Origin of the sequence: Celerinatantimonas marina (genome assembly GCF_046054165.1) — a bacterium.
Taxonomy (GTDB): Bacteria; Pseudomonadota; Gammaproteobacteria; order Enterobacterales; family Celerinatantimonadaceae; genus Celerinatantimonas.
Window position 1 is genome coordinate 86,128 of record NZ_JBFNXK010000010.1, and the last position, 22,983, is coordinate 109,110.

The 22,983-nt window shown below is 47.2% G+C and carries 17 protein-coding genes; 5 read left to right on the forward strand and 12 right to left on the reverse strand.

The window, feature by feature from the left end:
• Positions 1 to 45: 45 nt before the first annotated feature.
• Both ABUE20_RS12180 and mnmL read right to left on the reverse strand, forming a co-directional pair.
• Positions 46 to 1,881 (reverse strand): sensor domain-containing diguanylate cyclase, encoded by a 1,836-nt coding sequence (locus ABUE20_RS12180; protein ID WP_408620210.1) that lies wholly within the window; start codon positions 1,879 to 1,881, stop codon positions 46 to 48.
• Positions 1,882 to 2,086: 205 nt separating this feature from the next.
• Positions 2,087 to 2,998: a tRNA modification radical SAM protein MnmL/YtqA gene (mnmL, locus tag ABUE20_RS12185; protein ID WP_408620211.1), complete on the reverse strand. Its 912-nt coding sequence runs from the start codon at positions 2,996 to 2,998 to the stop codon at positions 2,087 to 2,089.
• 399 nt (positions 2,999 to 3,397) lie between these two features.
• Between mnmL and gltB the strand changes: the two genes are divergently transcribed.
• Positions 3,398 to 7,858: a glutamate synthase large subunit gene (gene gltB, locus ABUE20_RS12190; RefSeq protein WP_408620212.1), complete on the forward strand. Its 4,461-nt coding sequence runs from the start codon at positions 3,398 to 3,400 to the stop codon at positions 7,856 to 7,858.
• 21 nt (positions 7,859 to 7,879) lie between these two features.
• Positions 7,880 to 9,292: an FAD-dependent oxidoreductase gene (locus tag ABUE20_RS12195; RefSeq protein ID WP_408620213.1), complete on the forward strand. Its 1,413-nt coding sequence runs from the start codon at positions 7,880 to 7,882 to the stop codon at positions 9,290 to 9,292.
• A gap of 76 nt (positions 9,293 to 9,368) precedes the next feature.
• Here ABUE20_RS12195 and ABUE20_RS12200 read toward each other — a convergent pair whose 3' ends face one another.
• From ABUE20_RS12200 to ABUE20_RS12230, 7 genes are read right to left on the reverse strand one after another with little or no spacing between them, the layout of a single operon-like run.
• Complete coding sequence (locus ABUE20_RS12200; protein WP_408620214.1) at positions 9,369 to 10,319, reverse strand: oligopeptide/dipeptide ABC transporter ATP-binding protein; 951 nt, start codon at positions 10,317 to 10,319, stop codon at positions 9,369 to 9,371.
• A 1-nt stretch (position 10,320) separates the two neighbouring features.
• A complete protein-coding gene (locus tag ABUE20_RS12205; protein ID WP_408620215.1) occupies positions 10,321 to 11,310 on the reverse strand; it encodes an ABC transporter ATP-binding protein in 990 nt (329 codons plus the stop codon).
• On the reverse strand, positions 11,310 to 12,197 hold the full coding sequence (gene ddpC / locus ABUE20_RS12210) for a D,D-dipeptide ABC transporter permease (RefSeq protein ID WP_408620216.1): 888 nt from the start codon (positions 12,195 to 12,197) through the stop codon (positions 11,310 to 11,312). The genes ABUE20_RS12205 and ddpC overlap by 1 nt, the downstream gene beginning before the upstream one ends.
• Before the next feature lies 1 nt (position 12,198).
• Entirely contained in the window at positions 12,199 to 13,215 is a 1,017-nt protein-coding gene (locus ABUE20_RS12215; RefSeq protein ID WP_408620217.1) for an ABC transporter permease, read from the reverse strand.
• Positions 13,216 to 13,231: 16 nt separating this feature from the next.
• On the reverse strand, positions 13,232 to 14,788 hold the full coding sequence (locus ABUE20_RS12220; RefSeq protein ID WP_408620218.1) for an ABC transporter substrate-binding protein: 1,557 nt from the start codon (positions 14,786 to 14,788) through the stop codon (positions 13,232 to 13,234).
• A gap of 58 nt (positions 14,789 to 14,846) precedes the next feature.
• Positions 14,847 to 15,398 (reverse strand): D-alanyl-D-alanine dipeptidase, encoded by a 552-nt coding sequence (gene ddpX, locus ABUE20_RS12225; protein ID WP_408620219.1) that lies wholly within the window; start codon positions 15,396 to 15,398, stop codon positions 14,847 to 14,849.
• A gap of 14 nt (positions 15,399 to 15,412) precedes the next feature.
• Entirely contained in the window at positions 15,413 to 16,294 is an 882-nt protein-coding gene (locus ABUE20_RS12230; RefSeq protein WP_408620220.1) for a MurR/RpiR family transcriptional regulator, read from the reverse strand.
• Positions 16,295 to 16,627: 333 nt separating this feature from the next.
• Between ABUE20_RS12230 and mtnN the strand changes: the two genes are divergently transcribed.
• Genes mtnN through ABUE20_RS12245 form a run of 3 tightly spaced genes read left to right on the forward strand, consistent with a single transcriptional unit; the run spans position 16,628 to position 19,107 of the window.
• Positions 16,628 to 17,323 (forward strand): 5'-methylthioadenosine/S-adenosylhomocysteine nucleosidase, encoded by a 696-nt coding sequence (gene mtnN, locus ABUE20_RS12235; protein ID WP_408620221.1) that lies wholly within the window; start codon positions 16,628 to 16,630, stop codon positions 17,321 to 17,323.
• Positions 17,324 to 18,280, forward strand: a complete 957-nt coding sequence (locus ABUE20_RS12240; protein WP_408620222.1) for a cobalamin biosynthesis protein CobD/CbiB — start codon at positions 17,324 to 17,326, stop codon at positions 18,278 to 18,280.
• A gap of 2 nt (positions 18,281 to 18,282) precedes the next feature.
• The gene (locus ABUE20_RS12245) at positions 18,283 to 19,107 is read left to right on the forward strand and encodes a cobalamin-binding protein (RefSeq protein ID WP_408620223.1); all 825 of its coding nucleotides are present in this window, start codon (positions 18,283 to 18,285) and stop codon (positions 19,105 to 19,107) included.
• 607 nt (positions 19,108 to 19,714) lie between these two features.
• On the opposite strand, the gene erpA is transcribed toward ABUE20_RS12245, so the two are convergent.
• From erpA to ABUE20_RS12260, 3 genes are all read right to left on the reverse strand, one after another.
• Entirely contained in the window at positions 19,715 to 20,059 is a 345-nt protein-coding gene (erpA, locus tag ABUE20_RS12250) for an iron-sulfur cluster insertion protein ErpA (RefSeq protein WP_408620224.1), read from the reverse strand.
• 63 nt (positions 20,060 to 20,122) lie between these two features.
• Positions 20,123 to 20,800, reverse strand: a complete 678-nt coding sequence (locus ABUE20_RS12255) for a DUF6776 family protein (RefSeq protein ID WP_408620225.1) — start codon at positions 20,798 to 20,800, stop codon at positions 20,123 to 20,125.
• A gap of 55 nt (positions 20,801 to 20,855) precedes the next feature.
• Positions 20,856 to 22,787: a methyl-accepting chemotaxis protein gene (locus ABUE20_RS12260; RefSeq protein ID WP_408620226.1), complete on the reverse strand. Its 1,932-nt coding sequence runs from the start codon at positions 22,785 to 22,787 to the stop codon at positions 20,856 to 20,858.
• Positions 22,788 to 22,983: the final 196 nt, after the last annotated feature.

Consider the following 22,983-nt stretch of genomic DNA (forward strand, 5'->3'; position numbering starts at 1 on the left):
TGCCAGTAAAAGACTCAGGACCCAAAGCTCTTCGCCGAACCGCCGTCAAAGATCCTGAAAACGACTATTCTCAAAAATCTCCGATCCCGCTAACACTTTGAGTTCGGCTGAAACATAGCAATCCCGATGACAGCGTTTGGCCCGATATAAATTAATATCGGCCGCCCGAATCAGATCACCATAATCGCTCCCTTCGGTCGGGATCGCACAAGTGACACCAATACTGATGGTTAAATATGGTCGCACATTAGAAAACTGATGGGGAATATTCAACGTTCGGACATTATCTAAGAGCTGCTGAGCGACCGTCCCAGCCCCTTCGATATGGGTATTGGGCATTAAAACCGCAAATTCCTCTCCTCCGTACCGAGCCACCAGATCGCCGCCTCGCCTCGCGGTTTGTTTGATCACTTTAGCCACCTGCGACAAAGCCTCATCCCCTTTCTGATGACCGTAATTATCGTTATATTGTTTGAAGCTATCGATATCCACTAAGATCAAAGCCAGCTCTTTGCGTTCCCGGGTATGTGTGGCCCATAACTGCGAGAGCCGTTCGTCGAAACTACGTCGATTGGCTACATCCGTTAAACCGTCCATAAAGCTCATCTCTTCAAGCTGCATAATGGCATCGGCTAACTGTTGCTGTGTCTGTTTACGTTCAGTGACATCCCGGGCGACCAGAATCACGCCACGTTCACCGCTGCTTTCATCTCGATAAGGCGCTTTGCGCATCTCATACCAAACCTGAGTCATATCGGATAAAAAGACCAGTTCATCGTAACTAATCGGTTTTCCGGTACTCATAATCTCACTATTTTGCTGCAGATGTTGTTGCGCTTGTTCTTCCGGCAGCACATCGCGCACATTTTGTCCCAAAAGCTGCTTTTGCGTCAGTCCGAACATGGCTGCAAACGGTTCGTTACCTCCAGTAAAAGCCCCTTGATCATCAAAAAATCCAATGGGATCCGGAGTCGCATTAAACACCGAGCGGATTAAATTATTCTGTTTTTCTAACTGCCGTTCCGTCGACACTCGCTGTTGATTTTCTTGTTCTAATTTTTGATTAAGCTGATGCCAGTTCGTCACATCCGTGGAAATATTCATCACCCCAACAGGTTTAATATTGCAATCGAGTAATGGATAACTGTGGCTTTCCAACAAATGCCGCCGTCCGTCACTCATCACAATCCATTCCTGTGATTGCTGGTTTTCACCAGAGAGAACTTTCTCCGTTTGCTGGTAATCCTGCTGCAATTCCTGACGGGTAAAAATATCTGAGAGTGATTTTCCCACGACATCTTTGGCAATCAATCCATGAAATTGAGCCCAGGCCTGATTACATCCTAACAAGCGCCCATGAATATCTTTGAAATACACAAAATTGGGTAACGAGTTAAACGCATTGGTCAAATGCTGTAATCGGTTTTCGGTTTGCTGTAATTGACCAAGCCAATCACTCATTTCAAAGGCACTAATAAACCAGACCTTATGCCCACCAAAACGTCCCTGACAGGCATACACTCTAAATTGTTTAGATTCAGCACTTCCGGGTAAGGTCCATAAGACACCACTTTCCGGATCGGCATGCTTGGATAATAGCGACGATAAATGAAGCCCCGTTTCCCGGGGAACAAACTGCCAAAATAGGCCATTCCGAACAATCGGCAGTAATTCCGAAGCATAAGGGTTGGCAAATAGAATTTGTTTATCTTTCACCGAATAGATAAACATGGCACTGACACAGTGCTGCATAAATGCCTGTAAGGCAATAGCGGAAGAATGGCGAACATACTCCACAGCGATCCATGCCAAAATGATACAGATAACGAGGCAAAGCAGTAACCATTTATAGGGGAAAACCAAAGATACAAGCTGATCCATCTCATTACATCCTGTCGATGTGACTGCTCACTTAGTGCATCCAAACCATCGGCAGTAATGTCTACTCACCGCAGCATAAAATCAGGCTGCCAATGCCATATTCAGCATTAATGAACGATCTACCGACGTCTAAGAGATCCTTGTCTATTTTCCATACTCAGCGTCAATTGTGAATAGCCATTTTGACTGAAAAAGTATTCATACTTTAACTGGAAAAACAGCGGCTTCCCTGACTTCCGGTTAATGATAAATACTTAGCTATTGCGGTCAGGGGAGGAAAATGCAACTGACACCAGTCCGGAGCCAGTAATGTCGGTGGACGAGCGGTCGCGCTCACCCGGTGGAACACCACCTCATATGGTGTCCTTTGGATTAAATCACACGCGGCGACAACATATTCAGCCTGAGTCATGACAGGTAATCGTCCGGCCTTCCACGCTTTGGCCAGTGTACTTCCCTGCACCACATGCAACGGGTGTAATTTTAAACCTTCGACACCACAATCGATCACCCGGGATAAAGTTTGCCGATACGCCTCCTGATGCTCACCAGGCAATCCCAGAATTAAATGAGTACACACTTTGATCCCAAAACGATGAGCCCGGAGTACCGCGTCCTGATAACAGCGAAAATCATGTCCCCGGTTAATCCGTTTCAGAGTCCGATCATGCGCACTCTGTAATCCGAGTTCCAACCAAACCTCTTTCCCCTGCATCTGATAATCACTCAGCAGCGCCAAAATCTCATCACTGACACAATCGGGCCGGGTTCCGACACATAAGCCAACGACATCCGGCTGAGCTAACGCCTGATGATACAATGCCTTAAGCTGCTGAAACTCGCCATAAGTACTGGTATAGGCCTGAAAATAAGCCAAATAACGAATATGCTGATGTTTCAGTTCGGCCTTACGCTGTTGCAACTGTTCCTGAATCGATGCCGATGGTGCCCGATCGACAAATGAATCTACATTACAAAATGTACAACCGCCCTTTCCTAACGTGCCATCCCGATTCGGACAGGTAAAGGCCCCATCAATAGTCAACTTACGGACTCGACCGCCAAAACGCGATTTAAGTTCACTACTGAGCATATGCACATAATGGTCAAGCTGCACAACGTTCTCTCTTTTCAATGATGACAAACAAGGCGATTATAAGAAATAGATCCCCCTTCAGTGCCAGATTGGATCAAAATCTCTTAGGGTCTATTGCAAACAATTAAAAAATTTAGAAATAAAAAGTTTTAAAACATAGCTCACTAGAAAATCTTTTAATTCACCTTGATTTCTTCTGTATTTCAAATCATGACTAGTGAAATATTTACATCATATCTTACTTATGGAAGATTCCCCCCCGTTTAGCAATTGACCTTGGTTGCGAATCCCGCTAACTTGATAGGTTCCGTCGGTGGATCGAATATGAGACCATTGACGACAACCCATAATAACAACATAAGAACCACCTCCCCAATCACAACAAAACGACCATCAAAGGGAAGTGCAAGGAGAAGTGTCATGTCAGTCTATGACCCGACCCTAGAAAAAGATAACTGTGGATTTGGACTAATCGCTCAGATGGAAGGCGAAGCCAGTCACAAACTGGTACGAGTGGCAATCTCTGCACTCACACGTATGCAACACCGTGGCGGTATCTCAGCTGATGGAAAAACCGGTGATGGCTGCGGATTATTAATGCAAAAACCAGATGTCTTTTTCCGGGCGATCGCTGAAGAAAAAAATTGGTCTTTGGGCCGCAAATATGCCGTTGGTATGCTGTTTTTGAGTACCGACCCAATCCGGGCCGAACAGTCCCGGCAATTGATGCGTAAAGAATTAGAGCAAGAAACCTTAACCGTTTTAGGATGGCGAGAAGTTCCAATCGAGGATAGCGTTCTCGGGGATCTGGCTAAACAAAACCGTCCTCAAATTGAGCAGATTTTTATTAACGCCCCAGCCGGCTGGGTCGCTAAAGATATCGAACGTCGTTTGTATATCGCACGTCGTCGCATTGAAAAACAGCTCACGGATGATAAAGAATTTTATATCGCATCACTCTCTACGATGGTGGTCGTATATAAAGGGTTATGCATGCCTGCGGATCTGCCCCGGTTCTATCCGGATCTGGCGGATATTCGCATGCAAAGTAGCATTTGTCTGTTCCACCAGCGTTTTTCAACCAATACATCGCCTAAATGGCCATTAGCGCAACCATTTAGGTTTCTGGCCCATAACGGTGAAATCAACACGATTACCGGTAACCGCCAGTGGGCTAAAGCCCGCTCCTATAAATTTAGCTCACCGTTACTTCCTGATTTGCAGACGGCCGCTCCGTTCGTTAATACCGAAGGTTCCGATTCATCGTCACTCGATAACATGCTGGAACTGTTCTTGGCAGGCGGAATGGACTTATTCCGGGCATTTCGGTTATTGGTTCCACCCGCTTGGCAACATCATCCGGCGATGGATGATGATTTGAAAGCGTTCTATGATTTTAACTCCATGCATATGGAACCATGGGATGGCCCGGCCGGAATCGTGATGAGTGATGGTCGTTTTGCCGCCTGTGGTCTGGATCGCAATGGTTTACGCCCCGCTCGCTACGTCATTACCAATGATAAGCTCATTACCTTAGCTTCTGAAGTCGGGATCTGGGATTATTCTCCGGATGAAGTCGTTGAAAAAGGTCGCGTTGGTCCGGGTGAACTACTGGTGATCGACACCTATACCGGGAAACTGTGGACATCATTTGAAATTGACCAAGATCTTAAAGATCGTCACCCGTATCGGCAATGGCTCAACGAGAACTGTCACCAGATGACACCGTTCGATCAATTGGATGACGCTCACATCGGCGAACCCAGTTTCGATGAACAGCAATTGCTGACCTATCAGAAACAATTCGGTTACTCTAAAGAGGAACTGGAACAAGTCGTCAGTGCCCTAGCCGAAAATGGTCAGGAAGCGGTGGGTTCAATGGGGGATGACACCCCAATGGCTGTACTTTCCAGTAAACAACGCAGCCTCTTTGACTACTTCCGCCAAAAATTTGCACAGGTCACTAACCCACCCATTGATCCACTGCGTGAAGCCCATGTGATGTCGCTAGCGACCTGTATTGGCCGGGAACAAAACGTATTCCGTGAAACCACCGGTCATGCGGCGCGCTATACCTTTAACTCTCCGATTTTAGTCTGGAGTGATCTGCGGCAATTATTAGAACTGGATGAAGAACACTATCGTTCCAGCATTATCGATTTGAATTTCAACCCCGATGATGAAAATCTGGAAGAGGCGATCACCCGAATCTGTAATGAATCGGTCGCCGCAGCGCGTATCGGTGCCGTGCTTCTGGTTTTATCCGACCGGAATATCACCGAAAAAACTATTCCAATCCCAGCGGCAATGGCGGTCGGTGCTGTACAAGAAGCACTGCTGGAAAGCCGTCTGCGCTGCGATACCAATATTTTGGTTGAAACGGCATCCGCTCGTGATCCCCATCACTTTGCGGTGTTAATCGGATTCGGTGCCACAGCGGTTTATCCGTATCTGGCCTATGAGTCTATTTCACGACTGGTTGAACAAGGTGTCATTGAACACGACCTGCGTACCGCCATCATGAACTATCGAAACGGGATCAATAAGGGCTTGTATAAAATCATGTCCAAAATGGGGATCTCTACCGTTGCCAGTTACCGCTGTTCACAGTTGTTTGAAGCCGTCGGCTTGCACCCAACGGTGATCGAACGCTGTTTCAAAGGGGTAACCAGCCGTATCAGCGGTGCTGATTTCGATGATATTCAGCAAGATCAGATTAATTTAGCCCGCAATGCTTGGCTCAAACGGCGGAAACTACCAGCCGGAGGCTTACTCAAGTATGTCCACGGCGGTGAATATCATGCCTACAACCCGGATATTGTTAAAACGCTGCAACAAGCAACCCGCAGTGGTGACTATCAGGAATATAAAAAATTCGCCAAACTAGTCAATGAACGTCCGGTCGCAACACTAAGGGATCTCATCAAACTGACCCCTCCAGCACAAGGGATTGCATTGGATGAAGTCGAACCGGCTAGCCAATTGTATCCTCGCTTTGATACCGCTGCGATGTCCATTGGTGCCCTTGGCCGTGAAGCTCATGAATCACTGGCGATCGCGATGAACCGTCTGGGGGGGCAGTCGAACTCCGGTGAAGGTGGGGAAGATCCAAACCGTTTCCAGAGCGAGCGCAACTCTAAAATTAAACAGATTGCCTCCGGTCGTTTTGGGGTCACACCGCACTATTTAATGAATGCCGAAGTCATTCAGATTAAAGTCGCGCAAGGGGCTAAACCGGGTGAAGGCGGACAGCTACCGGGTCATAAAGTGAGTGTTGAAATTGCTAAATTGCGTTATGCCGTTCCCGGTGTCACGCTGATTTCACCACCGCCTCATCACGATATTTACTCAATCGAAGATTTAGCACAGCTGATTTTCGATTTAAAACAGATCAATCCGAACTGCCTGATTTCCGTCAAACTGGTTTCAGAACCGGGAGTTGGCACCATCGCCACCGGGGTGGCGAAAGCCTATGCCGACCTGATTACCATTTCAGGTTATGACGGCGGTACCGGAGCTAGCCCGCTCACTTCAGTGAAATATGCCGGCAGTCCATGGGAATTAGGTCTTGCTGAAACTCAGCAAGCACTGGTTGAAAACGGTCTGCGCCATAAAGTAAGGCTACAGGTCGATGGCGGTCTTAAAACCGGCTTAGACGTTGTCAAAGCAGCGATTTTAGGGGCTGAAAGTTTCGGTTTCGGTACGGGGCCGATGGTGGTTCTAGGCTGTAAATACCTGCGGATCTGTCACCTGAATAACTGTGCGACCGGGGTTGCCACTCAAGATGAAATGTTGCGTCGTAAACACTTCATCGGCAAACCGGAAATGGTCATGAATTACTTCAAATTTATTGCTGAAGAAGTCCGTGAACTGATGGCGCTTTGTGGTGTGAAACAACTCACCGATCTCATTGGCCGTCTCGATCTGTTAGAAGCCATTAAAGGCTATACCAGCAAACAGAGCAAGCTGGATTTGAGTGGTATTTTATATTCACCTAAATCCGACGGACATCCGCTTTTCTGCCAGCAAAATAACCCACCGTTTGATAACGGCCCGCTGAACCAGAAAATCGCAGCGGATGCCAGCAATGCCGTGAATCAAAAAACCGGGGCAACGTTGCGTTATGAAATTCATAATACCGACCGTTCCGTCGGCGCGACACTCTCCGGGATGGTTGCTAAAAAATATGGCAATCAGGGCATGGCCAGCGATCCGATTCAAATTAACTTTAACGGTAGTGCCGGACAAAGCTTCGGGGTCTGGAATGCCGGCGGTGTTGAATTAATCCTGACCGGGGATGCCAACGACTATGTCGGTAAAGGAATGACTGGCGGGAAATTAGTGCTGCGCCCACATATCGGAGTTGCTTATAAATCCAACGAAGCTACCATTGCCGGGAATACCTGCTTGTACGGCGCAACCGGTGGTAAATTGTTTGCAGCCGGCTGTGCCGGTGAACGATTTGCGGTTCGAAACTCAGGCGCTCATGTCGTTGTCGAAGGCATTGGTGATAATGGCTGTGAATACATGACCGGTGGGATCGTCACTGTTTTGGGACGCACCGGGGTCAACTTTGCAGCCGGGATGACCGGAGGCTTTGCCTACGTCCTTGATGAGGACGGAGACTTTGAATGCAAAACCAACACCGATATGGTGGAGTTACTGGATCTGGAAACACTGGCGATTCATCAGGAACATCTGCGCGGGATCATCAATCAGCACTGGCATGAAACCAACAGTACCCGTGCTGAAGAAATTCTGGCTAACTTTGAGCATTACGTACCGATGTTTAAACTCGTTAAACCTAAATCATCCGATGTGAAGTCACTGCTGGGTCACACCAGCCAGTCGGCTTCAGAACTCAGGATTCAGGCGCAGTAACCGACAAGGATAAACATCAAAATGAGTAAAAATGTCTTTCAGTTTGTTGATGTAGAACGTATTGATCCGCCTAAAAAACCGGTTGCGGTACGCCGTCAGCAGTTTATTGAAATTTATGAACCGTTTAATGATAACCAAGCCCAGCAACAATCTGATCGTTGCTTATCATGCGGGAACCCATACTGTGAGTGGCGCTGCCCCGTTCACAACTATATTCCCAATTGGCTCAAATTAGCTAATGAAGGGCGTATTCTTGAAGCGGTTGAGCTCTGCCACGAAACCAATAGCTTACCGGAAGTCTGTGGACGCGTTTGTCCACAGGACCGGCTCTGCGAAGGGTCTTGCACCTTAAATGACGGCTTTGGAGCCGTCACGATTGGGAGCATTGAAAAATACATCACCGATAAAGCCTTCGAAATGGGCTGGACTCCCAACCTATCGAATGTTGAACCGACCGGGAAAACCGTGGCTATCGTTGGAGCCGGACCTGCAGGTCTGGCCTGCGCTGATATTCTGGCTCGTAACGGTGTCAAAGCGGTAGTTTATGATCGCCACCCACAAATCGGTGGACTGCTGACCTTTGGGATCCCATCGTTTAAACTCGATAAATCCATTATGCAGCGGCGTAAAGAAATCTTCGAAGGCATGGGCATTGAATTCAAACTCAGTGTCGAAATCGGTGAAGATGTTCCATTTGAACAATTGGTTGAACAGTACGATGCGGTATTTGTGGGGGTAGGGACCTACAAATACATTCGCGGTGGACTGGAAAACGAAGATGCCGCAGAAGTCTATGATGCGCTGCCTTATCTCATCGCGAATACCAATCATCTGTTGGATTATGCGAACGACGCACAGCCTTACATTGATATGCAAGGCAAGACCGTCGTCATCCTCGGCGGGGGGGATACCGCGATGGACTGTGTACGAACCGCTATTCGCCAAGGCGCTAAAAAAGTTTACTGTGCTTATCGGCGTGATGAGCAAAACATGCCCGGTTCTCGTCGTGAAGTAAAAAATGCCAAAGAAGAAGGGGTTGAATTCTTATGGAATTTACAACCGCTGGGCATCAACCTGACCGATGAACATGTCTCGGGTGTGAATGTCGTTCGCACGCAGTTAGGTGAAGCGGATGCCAATGGTCGGCGTCGTCCAGAACCTATTTCCGGCAGTGAATACACTCTAGCTTGCGATGCGGTCATTATGGCATTTGGCTTCCAGCCCGATCCCAAACCTTGGCTGACCGATGCCGGAGTTGAACTAGATGATTGGCAGCGGATCAAAGCCAGCGACAGCAGTGATTTTGCCTACCAAACCAGTAATGCCAAAATCTTTGCCGGAGGCGATGCCGTACGAGGTTCTGATCTCGTTGTTACCGCCATCAGTGAAGGTCGTCAAGCCGCTGAAGGGATCCTTGATTTTCTAAATGTTTAAAATCTAAGATCTTTAACTATGAAAAACGGCCCTCGGGCCGTTTTTTAATGCGCATCATAATAAAAACCATGCCTTATCAATGTTCTCCAAGCACACAGCGCAACTGATGGTTCAGAGCGACCTCGGCAAGCTGCGGGGGTCTGGCACACATGGCACTACGTTTTGGACAACGATCAAAAAAGAAACATCGCTCCGGTAACTGCTGATTGCTGGGCATCTCAACTTTCTTCGCGCCCTCTTCATTCGGAGCCAAGGCTTTACCGATCTGAGGCAATGAATCCAGCAGCAAGCGGGTGTAAGGATGTAAAGCATGTTCAAAGAGTGCTTCACTATCCGCCAGTTCCACAATCTGCCCTAAATACATCACTGCGACCCGATCGCTCATATGCCGGATCACCGACATATTGTGTGAAATCAGGATATAAGTGAGATTGCGCTGCCGTTTTAGCTCCATCAACAAATTCAGAATTTGCCCCTGCACCGAGATATCCAAAGCCGATGTCGGTTCATCAAGCACAATCACATCTGGATTCGATGACAAAGCCCGGGCAATGGAAATCCGCTGACGCTGTCCACCCGAAAACTCATGCGGTAACCGATGCAAGTACTCCTTACGGATCCCCACCTGCTCCGCTAAATTTTCAGCCAGAGCAAACCTCTCGGCAGCACTCATATTTTGCTGAATATAAACCGGTTCAGTAATACTTTTCCAAATCACCAGCCGTGGATCCAAAGATGATTGCGGATCCTGAAACACAATCTGCATGTTTTTCCCAAGCCAGTTTTTCTCACGCCCTTTATACCAAAATTCACCGGACGATGGCTTTAATAACCCGATCAGTAGTTTGGCTAACGTACTTTTACCACATCCGGATTCACCCACAATTCCCAGCGTTTCACCTTGTTTAATTTCCAGATCCAGACCATTCAGAGCATGCACCCAGCTCTTCGGTTTTCCCAGCCAGTTATAACCAGCGGCAAACTGAACCCGGACATCATTTAAAATCATCAAGGGTGATGGCTTCATCTTAAGCTTCCTCCGTCGTCAGTGGATGCCAACACATCGTGTCATGCTGCGCATTTTCATCAATCACCTGTAGCGGTGGACGGCGTCGGCACTGAGCGCTGGCCTTCGAGCATCGCTCCCGAAACGCACAGCCATCCGGTAATTGAGTCAAGTCCGGCACCGTTCCGGCAATCGTCTCAATATCACTCTGCGGTGCCACCAATTCCGGCGCACACGCCAGCAGGCCTCGGGTATACGGATGTGCACTTTCATGTAGCAAAACCTCAGTCTCACCACTTTCAACCACACTCCCGGCATACATCACATACACTTTGTCACAAAGCTGCGAGATCACCGCCATATCATGAGTAATAAATAAAACTGCGGTGCCTCGCTCCTTCGCCTTCATTTTCAGTAAGTTGAGGATTTGTCGCTGCACCGTCACGTCCAGAGCCGTCGTCGGCTCATCGGCAATAATCAATTTAGGATTACAAGAGAAAGCCATAGCGATCAGCACCCGCTGCCGCATGCCTCCGGATAACTCAAACGGATAACGATTAAACACCTGCTGCGGATCGGGGATCTGCATCTCCGTCAGCAACTCGATCACCCGCTGATGGGCCGCATGTCGGCTGAACGGCTGATGCAATCGCAAAACTTCCATCAATTGTTTGCCCACAGTTTTGGTCGGATTCAGAGCATTCATCGGTTCCTGAAAAATCATGGCGATCTCCCGCCCCCGAATTTTTCGAAGTTCCCGCTCACTCGCGCCTAACAGATCCTGTTGCTGAAAATGAACATGCCCTTGTTCAACCCGATAACTCCGCTCATTCAGCAATCGCATGACCAGCATCGCCGTCACCGATTTTCCGGATCCAGACTCACCGACAATCCCAACAATTTCACCAGCCTCAACAGATAATGAAACATGATTCAGAGCTTTGACCTGTCCCCGGTAAACCGGAAATGAAAGAGCCAGATCATTGATTTCTAAAATCGCTTCCTGATGCATCAAACACCCCTACTCTTTGGATCCAGCAAATCACGCAGTCCGTCACCAAATAAATTAAATGCAGCGGAGGTCACGACAATGGCACTGCCTGGAAACGTCGAATACCACCATTGATCCAAAATATAATTGCGACCATTGGCCACCATAGCGCCCCACTCGGCCGTTGGTTGCTGCGCCCCCAAGCCGATAAAGCCCAAGGTGGCGGCCATCAAAATAGCGGTACCGATATCCAGTGACGCCTGAACAATTAGTGGGGGTAAAACATTTCGAAACACATGCCAACGGATGAGATGCAGTCGACTGGCTCCAAAGGTATATGAGGCCTGCATATAATCTTGATGCCGGATCGATAGCGTTTGCCCGCGGGCAATCCGCACATAAAAGGGGATCCGAACGATCGCAATCGCCAGCATCGCATTCACCAAACTTGGTCCAAGAGCTGCGGCCAGCGCCATCGTAAGAACTAACGAGGGGATCGATAACATGATATCCATCACCCGCATAATACAAGCGTCGACCAAGCCCCCAACCACACCGGAGAAGCAACCGATAAACGAGCCGATCGAACCTGCGATCAACACGACCACCAGCCCAGCCATCACCGACTGACGACTACCAATCAGCACTCGGCTAAACAGATCACGCCCGACTTGATCCGTTCCGAACCAGTGTTCACGACTCGGCGCTAACAATCGAGAGCCCAAATCGACGACATCTGGCGCATGGGGAGTTAACAACGGCGCAAATACCGTCAGCAATAAAATCAACAGCACTATCACGCCGCCAATGAGCGTTAAGGGGCTTCGTTTAAACAACCAGAACAGTTTACCGAAATCCACCGCTGTTTTTTTGGGAAGCGCTCTGGAAACAGACGCAACATCACTCATACTACACCTCTTTTCGCATACGCGGATCAACCCACAGATACAGTAAATCGACCACCAGATTGACGATCACATAAGCAAATGAAACAACAACGGCAAATCCCATGACAGCCGGGAAATCCAACGCCTGAATCGATTGGATCACATAAGCCCCCATGCCAGGCCAAGCAAACACGGTTTCCGTCAGCACCGCACCATAAAGCAAATCGCCCAAAGCCAACCCTAAAATGGTAATCGAAGGGATCAGAGCATTCGGTAAGGCATGACCTAAAACGATGCGCCATCCCGGCAAACCATTAGCTCGAGCGGTACGAATGTAATCTTCACTTAACTGTTCCAACATAGCGGAACGGATCTGGCGAGCAACAATCCCTAAGTGCACAAAGGCAAGCGTCAGTGCGGGCATCAGCAGATGATGTAGCGCATCGATTAACACTTCCCAATCCCCACTGAGCAAGGCATCCACGGTATACATCCCTGTCACATGTGCTGGGGGCGTTAACCAGCTTTCCAGTCTTCCGCCACCAGGAAACCAACCCAGATTGCCATAGAATAAAACTATCGCGCCCAGCCCCAACCAAAAAGCCGGCGTTGATATCCCCACCACCGAAAGCAATCGGACTAGATGATCCAATAACCGGTTGCGATACACCGCAGAAATAACCCCCAGAGGAACACCAATAAAAATCGCAATCAACAGCGCACTAAATGCCAGCTCCAGCGTAGCCGGGAAAAACGTTTTCAAATCAGTCAGAACGGGCTGACCGGTACGAATGGAGGTTCCCAAATCGCCATGAACCAGCTCATTTAAATAATGAATAAACTGCTGATAAAGGGGCAAATCCAGCCCCAATTGATGACGAATATGGGCCACCATCTCGGCACTAGCCCGATCGCCGGCAAGTAGCCTTGCCGGATCGCCGGGAATTAAGTGGGAAATAATAAAAGTGATCAGGCAGACCCCGAACATCACCAGAATTAATCCCCAACTTCGTTGCCTTAACAGAGTCCATGTATTCATAGTCAATATTGCTCAACTATTGTTTGGTAATGGAGGACAGATTAAAGACCTGTTCCAACATCGGATTAAAAGCAAAACCTTTCACATTGCTGCGCATTGCAACCTGATAGTTTTTCTGGAACAGATAAGCATAGGCCGCATCATCGATGACGATTTTCTGGACTTGCTGATACAATTTAACCCGTTGCTGCTGATCACTATTTTGCGCCGCCTCTTTTAACAGCTGATCGACTTTCGGATCAGAGAAGAACGAACGGTTACCAGCCAGACCTTTATTCGCTGAATCAAACCAATAGTTCATAAACATGTACGGATCAGCAAAATCAGGACTCCAGTTACCGATAGAGATATCGAAATTACCTTTGTCAATTCGAGCCCGCATCGTAGCGTTCGCTAACTTCTCTAAATGAACCTGGATCCCCAGCTGTTTTAGATTGGCCTGCACCGATAGTGCAACTGGTTCCCAGTTCGGATCTTTATCCGAATACAGGAAAGTCAATGCGCGTGGTTTGGTCGAAAGTTTGGCTAACTCTGCTTTGGCTTTATTCAGATCATAGTGATACTGCATCGCTTGATCATCATGCCCCCACAAACCTTGTGGAATAGGACCCTGCATCTGTTTACCAGCCCCATCTAGAGTTCCTTTGATGATCCCCTGATAATCGACAGCGTAAGATATGGCTCGACGAAGCCCTACCTGATCCAAAGGAGCCAGCGCATTATTCAGATAGAGATATGTCACCCGTAGCGATGGATATTCTTTGACGGAGATGTCCGGCTTATTCGCCAGAGCTTTCAGCTGATCGACTGGCAATGATTCCGCAATATCCAGATCACCTCGTTCTAATTGCAAACGACGGGTCGAACTCTCCCCGATAATTTTCACGACCACCCGCTTAAACTGCGGTTTTTTACCGGCATAATACGGATTAGGCTGCATCACCAACTGCTGCCCTTTTTGCCAAGCCACTAACTGGTAAGGACCTGAACCAGCAGTATGGGTCGCGAGCCATGTTTTACCTTGATTTTCAGCATGCTGCTTTAACTCATCAGCATTTAAAATACTGGCTCCATCATTCGCCAATGTATTTAAAAATGGTGCAAACGGCCGTTTTAAACGAAATTCAACCTGATGTGCATTTAAGGCACTAACCTGCATATCTTGAGGATAAGCTCCCGAAGGGCCCTGGCCAATTTTCATCAACCGCTGAAACGACCAAACAACATCCTGAGCCGATACGGTTGAACCATCACTGAAATGCTGATCAGACTTGAGATCAAACGTCCACACCAATCCATCATCCGAATGACTCCAACTTTTAGCCAGATCGCCTTCGATCTCGGTGGAACCCTGACCATTCACGGTTTTATAGCGGATCAGACGCTGATAAGCCGGATAGGTTACGGTCCAATCGTTATTATCGATAGTCACCGCCGGATCTAAGGTCTGAGGATCAGCAGCCTTTCCGATCACCAGTACATTTTTTGGAATCGCAGCCTGTGCCGCAGTCACCATACTGGATCCGATGACAATACAGGCCGCAACCATGTGTCCCAATTTCGCTTTAGACATAATAAGACTCCTTTTTATATGTTGTCTTGCCGATGAGTTATCTATGCGTTTAGTTCATTCAATAACAGTCAAACTGATCCGGTAACACCGGATAATCGAGTGCATTCGGTAATTCAAAATGCCACCATTCCGTCGCAAGCCCTTGGAATCCTCCGGCCAGCATAATGGCATTGAGCAGCAATCGGTTACGTTGAATGGCAACCGGATGAGAAGGTGCCAACGGATGTGAATGCTCACTCATATCATCAAAGCCCGTGCCCATATCCAATTCATGCCCCTCTTGATCCACGAGGGTCAAATCGATGGCAATTCCACGAGAATGATTGGAACCTAAACTGATATCCGCCACATAACGCGGATCCGGTAGGGCTTCCCACAGACGCTGCTGAGCCATTGTCGGACGATAACCGTCAAAAATTTTCAGTTGGAATCCGGCTAGTTTTGCCACATGCAGCGAGATCGCCAGATGCTCAATCAACTGTGGGTGAACCCAACAATGGGGGGCTTTATAAATAGGTTGGCCGGTCAGGTTATCATCCGTTGCATATTTGATATCCAACAAGATTTCAGGAAAAACAAGACTTACATCAGCCAATTTATCGGTGTGCATGATCATCCTCATAATTATGATTCGAACTGTCCCAGTTCTTTTTGCAACATTCGGTTTTCAGTTAAACGCTGCCCGACGGTATCGTTGCGTTGCTCAACGACCGACGATAACAGCAAATTAAAAAGGTAAGTAAATGGCGCCAGAGAATCCCAGAATTGCCCGGTGGCCGTTTTCACTTGTAACAGGTCAATGGCATAGTCCCGAGCCCAGCTACAATAAATATCGGTGATCAAGGCAACCGATAAGTTACGTTTTACCGCAGCCTGACAAAAGCGTTTGACGGTTTTGGAATAGGCTCGGGTATCGGTCACAATGATATAGGGATCTTTAAATTCCGAATTCAGAGACTCGACATAACTTCCCGACTGACCATCTGCGTAAAACACCCGCGGCCGCAAATATTCAAGATGACTGAAAAAAATCTGAGCAACCCCTCGGGTCGACTGGATCCCCAAAATAAAAATGGCTTCCGCATTAGCCAGTCGTTCCGCAATTTTCTTAAACATGGGTTTCGTCGATAACTGATACACATATTCAATCGCATCCAGCTCCAACATCAGCGCCTGTCGAGAGACCGTCTCTTGTTCTCGATATTTATCCAACCGATCCGTTACCACCCAGGCTTGATTAGCCAAAGGCGAAGATTGCCGCAGCTCCTGCTTTAAATGCTCAAGATTTTTATAACCAATTCCCCGCAGATAACGCCCTACAGAAATGCCACTGGTCTGAGTACTTTTAGCAATGCTGTCGGCGGTTTCAAACGGTAACTGCTCCAGATTACCAAGCAGATAAGTCGCAATTTTTTTACCGGTCGGAGTTTGCCCGGAAAAAGAAGACTCTATCGTTTCCCGGACGGATAACTCAGAATTCGGTTCATCTGGATAATTGTTTTTCATCTGTCAAATAACCACGTTCTGTTATATTTCTAACATTTACAATAAAGCATATAACGGACCAATTATTATTTAGTACTTTAAAATCAATTAGTTAATTTCAAACACCCCTTATCAAATCAATAACAAGGCTTCAACAGATGACTCAACTCAGTGCAATAAACTGATGATCCATAGCCCATTGCACCATAACGTGCAGCATCCCAACCTATTGTTCACCTTCAGAAACCATCACCAAAGGGAGCCATCGGCGCCATTTGAACTGAAATCCAAGTGCAGACTTGCTGTCTGTGGCCTGTTAAAATCGGTGATTATTTAAAAACAAAAGAGAATATTATGACCGTAGCGATTATCGGTGCGATGGAACAGGAAGTAACGGCACTACGTGATAAAATCGAAGGACTCGAAACCTATGCGTTTGCCGGATGTGAATTTTATAGTGGCCAACTCAATGGCCATAGCGTCGTTGTCACCCGTTCCGGGATTGGCAAAGTGGCTGCCGCCATTGCCACCACGGTCGTATTACAGCGCTATCAGCCGGTCGCTGTTATCAATACCGGTTCGGCCGGTGGATTTAATCCAGCGCTCAAAGTGGGTGATGTGGTAATTTCCAGTGAACTCGCCCATCATGATGTGGATGTCACCGCATTCGGTTATGAAATCGGCCAACTGCCCGCCAACCCAGCTCGCTTTAAAGCCGATGAAAAATTAATCGCAGCCGCAGAACGTGCCGCTCAAAAAGTCAGTGAGCATCAAGTGATCAAAGGGCTGATAACGAGTGGCGATATTTTCATGTGCCAACCCCAGCGGATCCAACAAGCGCGAGAACAATTCCCGGATATGGAAGCCGTTGAAATGGAAGGCGCAGCGATTGCTCAAGTCTGCCATCAGGCGCAGGTTCCTTTTGTTGTGATTCGAGCACTCTCTGATATCGCCGGCAAAGAATCTCCCCAATCGTTTGATGAATTTTTAGAAACTGCCGCTAAAAATTCTGGAGCCTTAGTTGAAGCACTGCTGGATGAATTAAATTAAATGAATGCTGAATGGCTGAGTGTCGCCCTGCTGATACTGCCCGTCTTCGTGGTGTTACTGGAATGGGGCATCGGCTTCACGGGCCATTTAAACCCGCTGTATTACTATCAGCACATCGCTATTTTTATAGCTAAGCGAGTTAACCGCCTTGAGAATGGCGTGTCCCAGCAGCAATTGGCCGGACTCTTGGCCATGTTGCTGTTGGTCGGAGTGCCTCTGGCAGCTTATTGGGGATTGAGTGTTCTGGCGGATATTCCGCTGTTACTGGAAGCCACATTACTCTTTTTACTGCTGGGCTGGCGAACGATCATGCATGATATGAATTTAGTGATGAATGAGCTAACCAGTCGCCAGAGTACCAAAGCCCGGCTACGCCTATCACACTGGGTACTACGAGATACTCACCAACTGGAACAGCAACAGATGGTCAGTGCCGCCAGCGAATCGTTGGTGCTCAATCTGGCTCAGGGCTGGTTTGGGGTGCTGTTCTGGTACGCTTTACTGGGACCTTACGCGGCCCTGTGTTACCGGCTCATTGAACAGCTACACTGGAGCTGGAATCCCAAACTGGCCCGTTACCAAGCATTTGGATTGCGGGCTAGCCAGTGTCATCAGCTGTTGAGTTATCTTCCCAAACAGATCGTAGGTTTGTTAATGTGCCTGTTCGGCCGGGTCGGCCACAACTTTACACTACGCCGTCAGGGATTCCGCTGGCCGCAAACCAGCAGCGGGCAATTAATCGGGATAACTGCAAGTTGGCTGGCTTCGGAACTCGGTGGACAACGACATTACGAAGGATTACCGGCATCTTATCCGTTGTTTGGCCCTCGTCGTAAACCCCCTTTGGTTAGCGACTTTCGGGTCTTGCGGTTACGCTGCTATCTCACCGCCTGCAATTACCTCATTTTTATCATTTATCCGCTTTTAATCGTCCGTTACGTCATCAGTGGAATTTAACCGTGTCTTTTTGTATTCGACTATGCCAACTAGGGCTGTGCCTGATTTTTTTTGTGTCCGTTGCACAAGCACAATCGCTACGCGTAATCACACTCGCCCCCCATCTGACGGAGCTGGTGTATGCACTACATGCCGAAGATGAATTGGTCGGCGTCATCGATCATAGCGACTATCCGCCACAAGCCCGGCAACACCCGATCGTCGGAACTTATCAGACCCTCAATCTGGAAAAAATACTCGCACTAAAACCCGATCTGGTTCTAAGTTGGTCACAAGGGAATCCGAATGCGCAACTCGCCACACTCCGCCAATTTGGAATTAAAGTGGTCGATTCAGCCCCAACCCGACTCAATGAGCTGGCTCCATTTATCATCCAGTTGGGCCAGCAACTTCACCGAGAACAACAAGCTAAACAGCTGGCCAAACAGTTACAAACGCAACTAGAGCAGCTGAAGCAGCATTATCACTCCCTCGCCCCGGTCCGGGTTTTCTACCAAATCTGGCATCAGCCGCTGATGACTGTTGCTGCCCCAAGCTGGATCAATGATGCCATCCAGACTTGTGGGGGCATCAATGTTTTCCAGCACAGTGATTCGACTTATCCGCAAATTAATATCGAACAGGTGATCAACCGTAAACCGCAAGCGATCATCATTGCAGATCACCAGCATCAGGGCGGTGATATCTGGAGTCACTGGCCGCAGCTCACCGCTTCCCAGCACCTTATCTGGATCAATCCCGACCTGCTGAATCGTTTTACTCCCAGATTGCTTCAAGGCGTCACTCAGCTTTGCCAAGCGATCGATCAAAGACGAAATTCGAGATAAAAAAAACCCCATTGAAGACAATGGGGTGAGAGCAAAAGGAGAAGCGAGAACACTTCTGTGGTAGAACCATGTCATTTCCAAAGAACTCAACGAGGACCTTAGAAACAGTGGAGGATATCCACGTTCTTACTATATGAAAAACACATGCCAGAATTTTCATAAATTTTTAAAAAATTCGATAAATAGAATTTAAAACCAATAATATTTTAATATTTAGGATATAAATCTAAGTTTATATTTTATATTGATATTTTATGATATAAAGATCGAGTGCGAATTTTCTCTGAAAGCATAGTTTGATATTACAACAATGAAATATAAATGAGCGCAACAGTAACTGATGATGCCCTTTTGCATCACATTCGCACCAAAAAGAAACAAAAAGCGGCATTCGAAGAAAGCTCACGCCACCATCAATCTTCTTAGACCCATAAAGTGTTCGTTACACACCATCGTTTTAGACAGACATAAAATTCCGAAGAACTTCAAATAAACCCAGAGAAGTGTTTAACACAGTGCTCGAAATGAAAGCGGAAGGGCATTCTATATATCATCAAAGATCAACACGTCAGAGGCTGTTGATCTTTGATCATTGAATCATGTTCAATCAAACGGAGAAAGAAGAACCACAACCACAGGTGGTTTTAGCATTAGGGTTATTAACGAGAAAACGCGATCCCTGTAATCCTTCGGTATAATCAACGGTTCCGCCGACTAAAAACTGCAAGCTCATCGAATCCACAACCATCGAAACACCATCACGCTCAACCTCTGTATCACCTTCGTTTACTTTTTCATCGAAAGTGAATCCATATGAAAAGCCTGAGCAGCCACCACCAGTGACATAAACACGTAATTTAAGAGCTGGATTTTCTTCTTCAGTGATCAACGTTTTAACACGTGCAGCTGCTGCCTCAGAAAACTGAATCGGAACAGCCAGAGAATCAGACATGATATTTACCTCACGAATATTAATGCTTATGATTATCTAATACCTGAGTAATTAGTTCAAGTATTAACCGGGTTCAACCGTATGTCTATCAGGCCAATCCATTTGCTGCTGAAGATGGATCGGTTTTAAATAACGACTCCCGGGGAAAATCACGGTTAACTGCAGAAATTCCGGCTGAAAATCATCCGGTAATTTAAGTGAAATCCATGTCTCTGCAAAAAATCGCAACTTGAGTGGAAGCTGAGGCTGATCACTCAACTCAGCAAGTGAATATTGCACCGTCTGACCTTGCCGGTTTCCACTGACCATCAGTTGTGCTTCACCCCGTCGCTCTTGCCGATTTTTTTCACCCGCCTGGATCACTACGAAATGAACCCTATAATGCTGCGCATCCGCCAAAGGATCAATTTGAATCGAATCGATCAAGACCCCAGTTTTAGCTTGCTCTGGAGCCATGATTTTCCGATAAAAATCAACCTGACGTTGCAAAGTGACCAGCTTTTGCTGCTGGTCACTTTGCATATGCCGTAGCATGACAATCTGCGCCTGACGCTGCCGAGCTTGTTGCTGTGCCAACAACAATTGCTCCTGATTAGTCACTTCCCGACTCTGATATTGCTGGATCACCTGCTGCATGGTCACTAATTCCTGCTGGCGCAAATTCGACATCCACCCCAGAACCGAAAAACCAGCCACCAGAATCACTAAATTGACTAACCCAACCCATCGCCACCGAATCAATGCTTTATCCCTTTGCCTATGTTGCGCAAATTATACATGAGCTAAACGATTCAAATTAACGATTTAATTTAAATTCAGCGGTTAACTGTTGCAGCTGACTTCCCAGTTTTTGTAACTGATGAGCCGCCATATTGGTTTGTTCGGTCGAAGCCAGTGACTGCTCAGTCAATTCATGAACTTCAGTGACCCGCTGATTGATATTCTCACTAACACTACTCTGCTCTTCGGCAGCCGTGGCGATTTGCCGGTTCTGATCCATAGCCTGCTGCACATTACGCACAATATCTTCAAATAATGCCATAACATCCAACGCCATATCGGCGCTTTCCTGGGCTTTCAACTGACTACTATGCATGGTATCAACCGAATCATTCGCCTGCCGCTGCAAATCCGCAATCATCGATTCAATTTCAGCAGCCGATTGCTGAGTCCGGGAAGCCAGATGTCGAACTTCATCAGCAACCACGGCAAATCCACGACCAGACTCACCAGCCCGAGCCGCTTCAATCGCCGCATTTAAGGCCAATAAATTAGTCTGCTCAGCAATATCCTGAATCACCGACAAGACTTTACCAACCTGATCAGACAGTTCTTTCACCTGTGATACAGTCTGACCGCTAGCCGCAATGTCTTTGGCCAATATTTGGATCTGCTCCACCGCCACCTGCACGCGCCCACTGCCCTGCTCAGCAATCGAACCCGCAGTATCCGCCGCATCAGCTGCCTGTTCTGCGCCACTGGCGACTTCCTGAACCGATGCGGTCATCTGATTCATCGCCGTAGCAACCTGCTCACTTTCTTGTCGCTGAGCTTGCATTGACTGCGTGTTTTGGGTCGACGCTGTCGATAGTTGTTCGGCAGCACTTCCTAAATTACTAATTGTATCCACAATTTGAGACAGCAAATCCCGTAACATCTGCGTCATCTGTACTGTTGCTTTTTGCAGATCGCCTAATTCATCCCGACGATCAACATCCGGCATATGCGTTAAGTCCCCACGCGCAATCCGCTGAGCCGACAGAATCGTTTCAGCTAACGGGCGAACAATAGCTATCCGCAGCAAAATAACCGATAAGATCCCAAGCAACATGGCCAGAACCACGACGATAATCAAAATTTGATTGACCCGGCTTTGCTCTGCCAATCGCAACTGATTGAGCACCTTCACAAAATCTTGAACATGGCCTCTTAATATCCGGGCTATATCCTTAAATTCTTGTTGTGAATGGGAAAGCTGCTGCTGAAAATGATCAAACTGGGTCATATTTTTTTGGTACAGGCCCAGTTGAGCATGGATAACACGAATATTCTCATTATTTCCCAATAGAGTCTCTAACTGCTCTAATTGATAGATAACATCCCCCACCATCTTCTGTAATTCAGCCGAAGTCCGGTTGGCTTTCTCATCATGCAAATAGCTGCGCAGCGCATAGGCAAGCTTTGAAAGTCCCATTTCCAGAGTCGACGCACTCGACAGAGTACTATCAGGTAAACTTCCCATCCGAGTCTGATATTTCAACTGCTGATCAAGCTTTTTATACTGTGCAGTCGCCTTATCTAAAATAGCAAGGCTCTCTTGTTCTAACGCATTACGCTGTTGGAGCATTTCATGAGCCTGTTCCATCTGCGCTTTATACTGCTCGAGATCCCTTTGAATAAGAGCCACGGCCTGCTCTTCAACAGGATTTTGAAATAAATGCCGTTCCTGACTCATCCACTGATCAGAAAATTGGACCTGTTCAAGCAAGGCCTGATACAACTCCTCACTACCACTTTTCGTATAATTATTTCTGGCCACACGGGTCAGGTTAATCTGATTATTGAGTTGGTAAGCGGCAACTAATTTATCGCTACGCTGCATCATCAATTGCAAACCATAGCGACCGGTATAGGCAACCACCAACGTAAATAACAGCACGCTTCCGAATCCCCATCCCAATTTTGATGCGACAGAACGATTCTCAAAAAAATGCTTGATAAACTGCATAAATACTTGTACTTCCTTTGAATAAACTCGCTGTTATCCTAGCTTTGTTTTAAATATGTTTTATAGAAAAAGTCTAGTCAGCTTAAAAATGTAAACATAATTAATAATTTGTGTTAACTATGCTCTTTGATCACCAATCATCCATGATAATTCAGTTAGTTATTACTATATGTAAAAAGATATTAATCCATTATTT